General features: G+C 60.5%; 9 protein-coding genes. 3 read left to right on the top strand and 6 right to left on the bottom strand.

All coding sequences use genetic code 11. The features are described 5' to 3' along the window. Positions 1-29: 29 nt before the first annotated feature. From AC3IP0_RS22870 to AC3IP0_RS22860, 3 genes are read left to right on the top strand one after another with little or no spacing between them, the layout of a single operon-like run. A complete protein-coding gene (locus tag AC3IP0_RS22870; RefSeq protein ID WP_489319818.1) occupies positions 30-698 on the top strand; it encodes a class I SAM-dependent methyltransferase in 669 nt (222 codons plus the stop codon). A 4-nt stretch (positions 699-702) separates the two neighbouring features. Continuing rightward, the gene (locus AC3IP0_RS22865; RefSeq protein ID WP_489317096.1) at positions 703-1,416 is read left to right on the top strand and encodes a lipopolysaccharide kinase InaA family protein; all 714 of its coding nucleotides are present in this window, start codon (positions 703-705) and stop codon (positions 1,414-1,416) included. 2 nt (positions 1,417-1,418) lie between these two features. Beyond that, complete coding sequence (locus AC3IP0_RS22860; protein ID WP_489317095.1) at positions 1,419-1,646, top strand: hypothetical protein; 228 nt, start codon at positions 1,419-1,421, stop codon at positions 1,644-1,646. Positions 1,647-1,739: 93 nt separating this feature from the next. Here AC3IP0_RS22860 and AC3IP0_RS22855 read toward each other — a convergent pair whose 3' ends face one another. The 6 genes from AC3IP0_RS22855 to AC3IP0_RS22830 all read right to left on the bottom strand — a co-directional run bounded on the left by AC3IP0_RS22855 (position 1,740) and on the right by AC3IP0_RS22830 (position 11,309). Next, positions 1,740-4,766 carry a multidrug efflux RND transporter permease subunit gene (locus AC3IP0_RS22855; RefSeq protein WP_489317094.1) on the bottom strand — a complete coding sequence of 1,009 codons (3,027 nt, stop codon included), beginning with the start codon at positions 4,764-4,766 and terminating at the stop codon, positions 1,740-1,742. Positions 4,767-4,779: 13 nt separating this feature from the next. Further along, complete coding sequence (locus AC3IP0_RS22850) at positions 4,780-5,928, bottom strand: efflux RND transporter periplasmic adaptor subunit (RefSeq protein WP_458370392.1); 1,149 nt, start codon at positions 5,926-5,928, stop codon at positions 4,780-4,782. 201 nt (positions 5,929-6,129) lie between these two features. After that, positions 6,130-7,230, bottom strand: coding sequence for a DUF1513 domain-containing protein (locus AC3IP0_RS22845; protein WP_489317092.1), 1,101 nt, complete (start codon positions 7,228-7,230; stop codon positions 6,130-6,132). A gap of 14 nt (positions 7,231-7,244) precedes the next feature. Continuing rightward, complete coding sequence (locus AC3IP0_RS22840; protein WP_223445979.1) at positions 7,245-8,309, bottom strand: imelysin family protein; 1,065 nt, start codon at positions 8,307-8,309, stop codon at positions 7,245-7,247. A 27-nt stretch (positions 8,310-8,336) separates the two neighbouring features. Then, positions 8,337-9,764 (bottom strand): di-heme oxidoreductase family protein, encoded by a 1,428-nt coding sequence (locus tag AC3IP0_RS22835; protein WP_489317091.1) that lies wholly within the window; start codon positions 9,762-9,764, stop codon positions 8,337-8,339. A gap of 195 nt (positions 9,765-9,959) precedes the next feature. After that, the gene (locus AC3IP0_RS22830; protein ID WP_489317090.1) at positions 9,960-11,309 is read right to left on the bottom strand and encodes an imelysin family protein; all 1,350 of its coding nucleotides are present in this window, start codon (positions 11,307-11,309) and stop codon (positions 9,960-9,962) included. Positions 11,310-11,490: the final 181 nt, after the last annotated feature.

The following is an 11,490-nucleotide window of genomic DNA, read 5'->3' as shown; positions in this document are numbered from 1 at the left end:
CTGCTATCAGAAGTTCAGGAGACCTGATGATGGACGGCCCGATCAAGCTCGATTTTTCAGAAAAGTATGACGATCAACACGCGCAACGCTATTTGCGCAAACACCAGGAAGGTCTCGGCCGTCGATTGTCCCACTGGCGTGACGAACAACTGGCGCGTAAGGCGCTGGCCCTGGTTGGCGAGCCTGGTCTGGTCCTCGATTTGCCTTGTGGTGCAGGGCGTTTCTGGCCCTTGTTGGCGGAAAAATCCAACCGCGTGATCATCGGTGCCGATAACTCGGAGTCCATGCTGAAGATCGCAACCCAGGCGCAACCTGCCGACGTGGTGAAACGGGTACAACCCTTGCACACGTCTGCATTCGACATTGCCTTGCCGGGCAACGCGGTCGACAGTATTTTTTGCATGCGTTTGCTCCACCACATCGGTGAAGCCGGGCATCGCATGGCTATTTTGCGTGAATTCGAGCGGGTTTCCCGTGACAGCGTGATCCTTTCGCTGTGGGTCGATGGCAACTTCAAGGCCTGGAAACGCAAGCGTTCGGAGAAAACCCGTGGGCAGGAAGGTTACCAAAACCGGTTTGTGTTACCGGCCGCTACCGTAGAGAAGGAATTTGAGCAGGCGGGTTTCCGAATCCAGGAACAACTGGACTTTTTGCCGCTCTATGCCATGTGGCGAGTTTACGTATTACGCAAGAGGTAACAGGATGGCAGTGCAGTGTGCAGCAGAAACGGAAGTCGTTCCCCAGGACCGCTTCGATTACTTCTGGAATCAGCGCGGAGAATGGGTAGAAGAACCCAACGTCCGTCGCGGCGGGGAAAGCGGCGTTCAGCGCCTGATGGGCAGTGATGGTCAACTGCTCTACGTCAAGCGCCAGACCGGGCATATCCATCGTAGCTTGCAGCACCCTTTCGGGCGGCCTACGGTAATGCGCGAGCATGCTGCGCTCACCGGTGTGACCGAGCTTGGCGTACGGGTTCCGGAAATCGTTTTCTGTGGCGCTCAGCGCGATCCTGTGCACAAGTGGCGTGCCTTGCTGGTCACCAAGTCGCTGGACGGCTTCGAGGAAATCGATCGCTGGTACGCCGGTGGCGGTCGCGAGCGTCATGGTGAAGCCATAAACGAACGAGTGCTCAACGACCTGGCTGAAAACCTGGCTCGCATGCACAAGGGCCGCTGGCAGCACGGTTGCCTTTACGACAAGCACGTATTCGTTCGCGTGACCGGTGAGGGCGAGACGGCCAAGGTCGAAGTGGCCCTGATCGATCTGGAGAAATGCCGAAAGCGTTTGACGGCCCATCGCGCAGCTGTCCATGACTTGAAGCAGTTGCGTCGCCACTCGTCGTTCAGCGACGCAGACTGGAAAAAGCTCATCTATTTTTATGAGACGGCGTTTGGCAGCGCTATCAAGGGTTTATAGCGATGAAACTCGAAATTGCACGAGGTTTGTTTCTGGTAGGAGCCTTGGCAGTTGCATCGATCGCGATGGCAACCTGGGAGCAACCACGCCCCCAGGTTCTCAGCTCGATAAGCGCAGAAGAACATTGTCCGTTGCCACGGGCTGCGAAGGCATCCGTGGCCACTCGACCCGATCATGACTTGTTGCTGTTCATGTTCGGTCTTTCTCAGGGATTGAGGCCGCAGAGTTGAACCGATTGAAGCCAAAATGAAAGGCCTCGCTGATGCGAGGCCTTTTTTATTGCCCTGATTTCAGGTTTCAACGCTCCCACAGGTTTTTCTGCATCAGGGTTTATCGGGCTTGGCCAGCAAGGTGTAGACGCAAGGCAACACAAACAGGGTGAACAACGTGCCGATCGACATGCCCGTCGCGATGACCGTGCCGATGTCGAACCGGCTGACCGCGCCAGCACCGGTGGCGATGATCAATGGCACCATGCCGAACACCATCGCCGCGGTGGTCATCAAGACCGGACGCAGCCGGATGGCCGCCGCTTCCTCCACCGCTTCCCGCGCTGTCAGGCCCTTGTCCTTGCGTAGCTGGTTGGCGAACTCGACGATCAGGATGCCGTGCTTGCTGATCAGCCCGATCAAGGTCACCAGCCCGACCTGGGTATAGATGTTCATGCTCGACCAACCCAGGAACAGCGGAATCAATGCGCCGCAGATAGACAACGGCACGGTGACCAGGATCACCAGCGGGTCTCGGAAGCTTTCGAACTGGGCCGCCAGCACCAGGAAAATGATCGCCAGTGCCAGGGCAAAGGTGACCCACAGGGCACTGCCTTCCTGAACGTACTGCCTCGATGCGCCGGCGTAGTCGAAGGCAAAGCCGGCGGGCGCCTCTTCCCGGGCGATCTGGCGCACGAGGTCGATGGCTTCCCCCATGCTCACCAGCGGCACGCCGGACAGGATGGCCGAGTTGAGTTGCTGGAACTGGTTCAGCTGTCGCGGTCGAGCACGGTCGGTGACGGTGATCAGGGTCGACAACGCCAACAGTTCACCCTTGGTGTTTTTCACGTAGTAATTGTTCAGCCAGTCCGGATTGTCACGGAACGGCCGCTCGACCTGGGCAATGACCTTGTAGCTGCGACCTTCAATGGTGAATCGGTTGATCTCGCCTTCACCCAGCAGGGTCGCCAGGGTTCCCCCCAGGTCCTGCATGGAAACCCCCATCTGCGCAGCCTTGGCGCGGTCGATATCCACCACCACTTCCGGCTTGTCGAAGGCCAGGTCAACGTGGACAAACGCAAACTTGCCGGATTCCTTCGCACGTTTTTTTACCCGGTCGACCACTTGCAGCAGCAATTCGTAATCGTTGGCGGAGTTGATGACGAACTGGAACGGCACGCCTTCGCCGGTGCCCGGCAGTGACGGCAGGTTGAAGCCGAAAATCTGCAGCCCCGGGATCTTTTCCAGTTTGGCCTGCACCTCGGGCAGGATCGCCATTTGCGTGCGACTGCGATCGTCCCATGGCTTGAGCAGGAAACCGCCGATGCCCGATTGCACGCCGTTGAAGCCGTTGATCTGGAACGACGAGTAGTACTCGGGAAACGCCTTGAAGATCGAGACGAACTCGTCGGTGTAGGTGTTCAGGTAGTCCAGGTTGGTCGGCTGCGGGGCGTTGGCAATCATGAAAATGATGCCCTGGTCCTCATCCGGCGCCAGTTCCGATTTGGTGAAACTGAGAAGGACCGGAATAAGGCACAACACGATCACGGCGAACACCAGCACCACCGGCCGGGTGTTGAGGGTGCCATGAAGCAGGCTCTGGTAGCGGCGCTTGAGGCTTTCGAAAATCATGTCCAGGCGATGGGCCAGGCCGCTGGGATTCTCGTCGTGACGCAGCAGAAACGCGCACATCATTGGCGACAGGGTCAGGGCAACGATGCCGGAAATCACCACTGCGCCAGCCAGGGTCAGGGCGAACTCCTTGAACAGCGCCCCGGTCAGGCCTGTCAGGAAACCGATCGGTGCATACACCGCCGCCAGGGTGATGGTCATCGAAACCACCGGCATGGCGATTTCCCGGGCGCCTTCAATGGCAGCCTCGAGCGGTGTCTTGCCTTCCTCGATGTGACGGTGAATGTTTTCCACCACCACGATGGCGTCATCCACCACCAGGCCGATGGCCAATACCATTGCCAGCAAGGTGAGCAGGTTGATCGAGTACCCCATCATTTGCATGAAGAACATCACGCCGATCATCGACAGCGGGATGGTCACCACCGGGATCACCACCGAGCGCAGGGCACCGAGGAACAGGAACACCACCACGATCACGATCAGCACCGCTTCGAACAGGGTTTTCACCACTTCGTCGATCGAGGCCTGGATGAACAGGGTGGCGTCGTAGGCGATTTCACCTTTCAGGTTCGGCGGTAGCTGGGCCTCCAGGTCCGGCATGATCTTGCGCACTTCCTTGATCACTTCCAGCGGGTTGGCGCCGGGCGTCGCCTTGATGCCGATGTACACCGAAGGGGTGCCACCGAACGAGCTGATGGAGTCGTAGTTTTCCGCACCCATTTCCACACGCGCCACATCGCGCAGCAGCACACGGCTGTCGCCATCGACCTTGAGCGGAATCCCCCCGAAGGCTTCGGCGGACTTGAGTTCGGTATTGGCGTTGATGCTGGTGACCACGTATTCGCCCTTCACCTCGCCGGCGGCAGAGAGGAAGTTGTACTGGCGCACCGCGTTGGTCACATCGCTGGCACTGAGGCCGAAACCCGCCAGCTTCATCGGGTCCAGCCACAGGCGCATGGCAAACACCTGGTTACCGAGGATCTCGGCTTCGGCCATGCCGGGCAAGGTCGCCAGCTTGGGCTGGATCACCCGTGACAGGTAATCGGTAATCTGCGGGTTGCTCAACTCCTTGCTGAAGTAGCTGATGTACATCAGCACTGACGCATCGGCAGACTCTTTGCTCAGCACCGGGTCTTCGGCGTCCTGGGGCAGTTGGTTCTTGACTTCGTTGGCCTTGGCCAGCAGTTCGGTAAACAGACGGTCGCTGTTGGAGCCGACGCGCGCGTAGATCGAGATCACCGAGAAGTTCTGGCGACTGACCGAGGTCATGTAGTCGATGCCCTCGGCGCTGGCCAGGCTTTGCTGCATCGGTTGGGTGATGTAGCCCTGGATAGTCTCGGCGTTGGCCCCGGGGTAGGCGGTGGTCACCGTGATCAGGGCGTTTTCCATTTGCGGGTACTGGCGTAGCGGCAGCTTGCTCCAGGCCTGGAAGCCCAGCAGCACGATCAACAGGCTGACCACCGTAGCGAGAACCGGACGGCGGATGAACGGGTCGGTAAAAGCCATGGGGATTCCTTGATCAGTCCGCTCGTGGCGGGCTGTTCTGCCCGGCCAGGGTCTTGTCGTCGCTGATGGCAACGCGTGAGCCGTTATCCAGTTTGAGCTGGCCGGCGGTCACCACTTTCTCGCCGCTCTGCACGCCTTTGGTGATCATCACTTGCCCGTCGCGGCGTTCGCCGGTCTCGACAAAACGCCGCTCGGCGATCAGCACCGGTTGGCCCTTGTCGTCCTTTACCAGACTGCCATCCTCGGCCTTCTTTGGTACGGCCACATACACCGAGTTGCCGTAGAGCGTGTAGGTAATCGCGCTTTCCGGCACCACGATGCGCGGCTGCGGGTCGGGCAGGAGCACCTGGAGGCTGGCGAACATGCCTGGAATCAACTTGCCATCGGGATTGGCGAGGGTGGCGCGGACCTGCACGTTACGGGTGCTGTTCTCGACTTTAGGGTTGATTGCACTGATGGTGCCGGGGTACTCCCGGGTCGGATACGCCGCGACAATGACCCGCACTGGCTGGCCGAGCGCAATCTTCGGCACCGACTGCTCGGGCACGAAAAAGTCGACATACAGGCTACTGAGGTCTTGCAGGGTGGCGATCATGGTGCCACTGGCCACATAGTCGCCGACGTCCACCTGACGAATGCCGATGGTGCCGCTGAAGGGCGCGACGATGCTTTTTTTGCCGAGCGCAGCCTTGAGTTGATTGACCGTGGCCTTGCTCTTTTTCAGCACCGCCGAAAGTCGGTCGAACTCGCCTTTGGAAATGGCCTGGCTGCCGACCAGTTGGCTGCCGCGACCGTAATCGAGTTGTGCCAGCCCAAGGTCGGCCTGAGCAGTTTCCAGCAGGGCACTTTCCACGGCGCTGTCGAGGCGCAGGAGTGGTTGACCGGCCTTGACCTTTTGCCCTGACTCGAACTGCAAATCGATGACGGTGCCATCGGTCTCCAGGCTCAGGTCCACGCCCTGCAATGCCTTGAGCGTGCCAACGGTAGGCAGGCGGGCTTGCCATGGGCGCTCGGTGGCGGTGGCCACGGCAACGCTGATGGCCGGTCTGGGCACAGAGAAGCCTTGAACCATCGTGTAGATCGAGAAGGCTTTGTACGCGGCCAGGACCAGCACAATCAGTAGAACAACACCCAACATGATCAGCATGCGGCGACGCAGCATATCCAGTTCCTTGGAGAAAATCAGGTGAGACAGTGGGGGCACATTACCGGGAGTGTAGAGGGTAATCCAACTGCCGTTTTTACAGGTTGTGAGGTATTAGAGGGGTGAAAGCCTGAAAAGATTCGCCGCCTCGGGTCGCGCCTGCGGGGTGTACGTCATCCCGATGCAGGCGCGGCTCAAGGCGGCGACTTTTTCAATGATTCAGGCCATCAGATGCAGATGGTTGTCCCAGAGCCCTGCGGGTAGCTCCAGCGGTTTTGCAACAAGGTTTGTCTGGCGGCAGTCGTAGTAGCGGCAGCGTCCCTGGCCCGAGGTCACGACAAAACCATCGGCCACGGCACCGACCCCGGCGCAATCGGGCAGTGGCGCGTCCAGGCGTACTTCACCGCTGTCCAGGTCCCAGATGAAAAAGCGGTTGCCCCGCGGTGCGGTCAACGCCACCAGACGCAAGTCGCTGTGTACCGCGACGCTGGCGGTGTAGTGCCCCATGGCCTGCAACTGGTGCTCGGGCACCGGGAACGCGACGAAGGGCTGACCGGGCCGCTTGATCGCCAGCAACTCCGACGACTCGTGGGCCGCGCCCATGAACTGCTGACTGGCGAAGATGGTGCCGTCGCTGGCGATGGCCAGATGGCGCACGCTGTTCATCTGCTGGGCGAGGGTTTCCTTGCTCAGCAGGGTGCCGTCGCGCTGCATCAGGACCAGGCTCGGTTCCATGGCGTTGAGGTTCATCTCCACCCGGCTTTCGGCCTCGGTGCGAATCCCGCCGTTGGCCACCACCAGGGTTTCGCCATCGGGCATCCACGACACCTGGTGTGGACCGAGGCCGTGGGTGGAAATCTCACCGCTATGCACTAGCCGTTCGCCTTCGAACTTATACACACCGAGCAGGCCGCGACCCGGATCGGTGGTGTCGTTTTCGGTGGCGTAAAGCCAGTCGCCGCTGTGGTGAATGACCGCGTGTCCGTAGAAGTGCCGGTTCGGCTGTGACACCACGGTTTGCAGGAGCGCGCCGTCGCGCAGGTCGATCAGGTAGCTCTCGGTGCCCGGACGGCGGGCGACGAACAGCGCAATCGGCAGTGTCGGGTGGTTGATGATGTCGTGGCAACGCTGGCCGACCCGGGTGGCGAACACCTGGGTGCCATCCAGACGATAACCGACGGCGTAATGCTGGCCGTCGGTGTCGTCCCGTGCCGAAAGCAACAACGGACTCTTGTCCTTTTGCTTGAACAGCTTCCAGCCGCCCAGCGTCACTGCACCCAGCAGCAAACTACCTAATGTCAGAACCTGACGTCGCAGCATGGAACCGGCCCTCATCAGTCACCGTCGTTGGCGTTGAAGCCCAGCTGGATGCCCAGTGCCTTGGCCAGATCGGCCTCGTGCAGGCGATGGACGACGTTGAGGCTGTCATACAACTCGTTGAGTTGCTGGCGGCCGGCCTCGTCATTGAGCATGTCGGTCAGCGAGCGCTGGTTGCCGGCAAACAGTTTCAGCGAGGCGGCATAGGCTGCATCGATCTTGTCGGCCAATGGCTTTTGCTCGCTCGGCAACAGGCCGCGCAGGCCTTTGTTGTCCACACCTTCCCAGACGGTCCTGGCGGCCGCGAGGCTGGCTTCCAGGCTTGTCAGGGATGCCTGGCTGCGCCATGCATCGGCCTGGAACGGTTGCGGCACGCCCTTGCTCTGGCGGCCCATCGGCGTGCCGAGTTTTTTCTTCAGGGTGTCGATGGCGGTGACTTGCACTCGCAGCAGATCGGCGATCGCCTCATGGGAGTCCGCGTAACGCTGGTTCGGGAATTTGCTCATTTGCGCGAGCATGCCGTCGGTGTTGTTCCAGGTTTGCAGAATCTCTTCGGCCAATTGCTTCTGGCGTTCGCCGATGGCGATCAGCAGCGGGCAGTATTTGCTCTTCTGCTCAGCGTTGGCCACGTCAGGCTTGCTGTCGAACAGAATGTATTCGTAGGCCGAGAGCCCCTGTACCACAACGCTGGACTTGGCCAGGGCGGCGGCATCGATTTGCGGCTGGGCGGTGACCAGTTGCTCGACCTGACGGCCGACCAGGTTTTTCTTGTCCGGCCAGAACTGCACTTGCCACGAACGGTTGCCTTCGGCCAATGGCCCGATCAGCAGCGGTTGCAACTCGGCCCAGGCTTTTTGCGCATGAAGGAAGTCGGCACGGGCGGTTTCCAGGTTTTCCTTGCCTTCGCAGTAGGCGAGGGCGCTGACCGCCAATTGACGGTCGGCTTCGACCCAGCGGGTGTAGGTCGGCAGGATCACCGACTTGGCGATGGCTGCCGACGTGACCGCTTGCGGGTCCTGGGGCGAGCAGGCGCCCAGGGCAAGTGCGGCAAGGCTGGTGAACAACAGTTTGGGACGGAACATGTCGGGCTCCCGCGAATGGAATGCGTGTTAAAGGGAATTCAGGAACGCCAGCAACGCAGCGCGCTGCTCGGCATTGAAAGACAAAACCTGTTGCTGCGCCGCTGTCGCCTCGCCGCCATGCCAGAGCACGGCTTCGAGCAGGTTGCGGGCGCGGCCGTCGTGCAGGAACTGGGTGTGGCCGCTGACCGCCTGTGTCAGGCCGATGCCCCACAACGGCGCGGTACGCCATTGGCGGCCGCTGGCCTGGAACTCGGTACGGTTGTCGGCCAGGCCGTCGCCCATGTCATGCAACAGCAGATCGCTGTACGGGCGAATCAATTGATTGGCCAGTTCAGGTTCGGCGGCGTTGGCGGCGGTGGTGTATTTCGGTGTGTGACAGGACTGGCAACCAGCCTGATAAAACAGGGTCTTGCCGGCCAGCACTTCAGGTGCGCTGACGTCACGACGAGCCGGTACGGCGAGGTTACGGCTGTAGAACAGCACCAGGCGCAGGATGTTGTCGCTGACTTCCGGCTCGCCATTGGGGCCGTTGCCACTGGGTGCCTGTTTGCAGGCCGTTTGCGCGTCCGTGCAGTCATCAATGGGTCTCAGGCTGGTCGTGAGTCCCATATCACCGGAAAACGCGTGAACATTTTGTTGATTGAGGTTCGGTTGTCCGGCTTTCCAGCCAAATCGCCCCAGGACGGTCTTTTGCTGGGCGTCATCCCAGACCCGGTTCGGTTGTCCGCTGATGCCTTTGTTCGCCTTGGCCTGTGCCTCGGCGTTGGCCAGGATCGCCTCCTCGGGGATCGCTTCGAGCAAGCCCAGGCCAATCATCGGCGGTGCCACGCGGGCCGAGAAGCGGGTGTCGGGGTGCATCGGGCCGTAGCCCAGCTGGGTGATGTTCAGGTTCGGTTTGCGTAGCTCGACTTCGGTGCCGTCCTTGAAGCGAACCGGCACGGCGGTGTATTCGACCCGCACTTTGCCTTCGGGGGCCACGCCGGGGACGGACATGTCCTGGAACTGGCCGCCGTAGACGGGCTCCGGCACCACGCCGAGCTGTTCGATGACCTTGGCATACGCCGGGGCGTCGGGTATCGACAGGCGTACCAGCATCGACACGGCGTTCACATCGTCGGGAGTCGGCGGATGGCCGCGGCCGTCCTTGATGTGGCAGCCCTGGCAGGCATTGGTGTTGAACAGCGGGCCGAGGCCATCGCGAGCGGTCGTCGTCGACGGGGCGATCACCCAAGGGCTGCGGAAGAAACTGTTGCCGACACTGAAATCCACGCGCCGTGACGGCGGCAGGTTCGCCGAGGGCATGGAAAACGCGTTCTGATCGGTCTTGCGCACCGTCGCACTGCCGCCGGAACGGGCCTCACCAGGTTCGGCCTGGGTGAATTTCGGGGCGTCATCGCAGGCACTCAGGCCCAGGGCCAGAAACAGTGCGGACAAGCGAAGAGGCAGCGAGGGCATCAGACATCCTGCAAGACGAGCAAAACAAGGGCGCAAAGTCTAACAGGGGATGGGAATTTGAATAAGAGGAATTATCGTTTGCTTGATGTGGGACAGGTAATTTGGCTTACCCATAAACCCCACAATGGACTGTGTAGGGCAGATATGAAAAAGGCGACCCGAAGGTCGCCTTATTACTCACTCAGCCAGCATTGATCAGAACTCGTGATCAGCGTTGTCCGGGTTCAGGTCGTTGATGCCCAGTTTGCCAGCGGCGGCTTCGATCGAACCGGTCTGCTTGACCAGGGACGCGATGGCGTCACGGACGATCTGGTTGCCCGCGGTGTTGCCGGCAGCGATCAACTGGTCGTAGTGCTCACCCTTGTTGGCATGGTCGACCATGATCTGAAGCTTGGCTTCGGTGGCGGCCAGGTCGTCTTTCAGTGCGGTGTCGGCAGCCGGGTCGGCTTTGGCCACCAGGGACGACAGGCTGGCGCCGGTCATTTTGGTGCCGTCGACGCGAGTGTATTCACCCAGGTACACGTTACGAATGCCCTTGGCATCGTAGAAGTGCGAGTTGTGGGTGTTGTCGCTGAAGCAATCCTGTTCGTCTTCCGGGGAGTTGGCTTCCAGGGAAACCTTCATGCGCTCGCCCGCCAGTTCGCCCAGGGACAGGCTGCCCATGCCGAACAGCATTTTGCGCAGGCCGGTTTCAGCCGGTTCTGCTTCCAGGGTGGCGCGGTAGTTGTCGGCCACGTTCGGCTTCCAGTTACCGACCATTTCTTCCAGGTCGCTGACCAGCAGCTGAGTCACGGACTTCAGGTAGGCACGACGACGATCGTTGTGACCGCCGGTAGCGCCTTTGCCTTCCAGGTAATCCGAAGCCGGACGGTTGCCGGCGCCAGGGCCGGTGCCGTTCAGGTCCTGGCCCCAGAGCAGGAATTCGATGGCGTGGTAGCCGGTGGCGACGTTGGCCTCGGAACCGCCCAGCTCGTTCAGGCTGGCGAGTTTTGCCGGGGTGATGTCTTTGACATCGACCTTGTCTTCGCCGATCTGCACTTGAGTGTTGGCGATGATGTTGGCAGTGGCACCCGGGTTGCCCAAGGCGTGTTCGTAGGATTTGTCGACGTAGTCGATCAGGCCTTCGTCCAGCGGCCAGGCGTTCAGCTGACCTTCCCAGTCGTCAACGATGGTGTTACCGAAGCGGAACACTTCGCTCTGCAGGTAAGGCACGCGAGCGGCAACCCAGGCAGCCTTGGCGGCTTTCAGGGTGTCGGCGTTCGGCTTGGCGAGGAAGGCGTCTACGGCGGTTTGCAGGGTCTTCGCGGTGGATTCGGCATCGCTGTAAACGGCGAAAACGATGTCGGCGTAATGGGCGACAACGGCCTTGGCGGCAGCTTCGTCGACTTTACCGGCAGCGGCAGGTGCAGCGGCTGGAGCAGCCGGGGCAGCCGCAGTGCTGGCAGCTGGCGCGGCAGCTTTTTCTTGGTCTTTACCTTCGCCGCAACCGGCGAGGGAAATAGCGATGGCCAACAGACTGGCGGTAGCCAGAGGCATACGAATCATGGCGAACATCCTGCTTCGATAGGGGTGGAGTCGTGCTATGCACACGCAAAACTGCGACATAATGCAAATCTTTCGCATTATGTGTAAAGGGTTGTACCTGTAAATATTTCTTATTCAGCGGGTGCTTTGCTGCAAATCAAAAGATCACCCGAGCGGATGAGCGCCGCCGTGCGGTTTTTGA

The sequence above is a fragment of the Pseudomonas sp. GL_103 genome (assembly GCF_057835175.1).
This window is presented reverse-complemented; position numbering and strand designations above follow the sequence as displayed.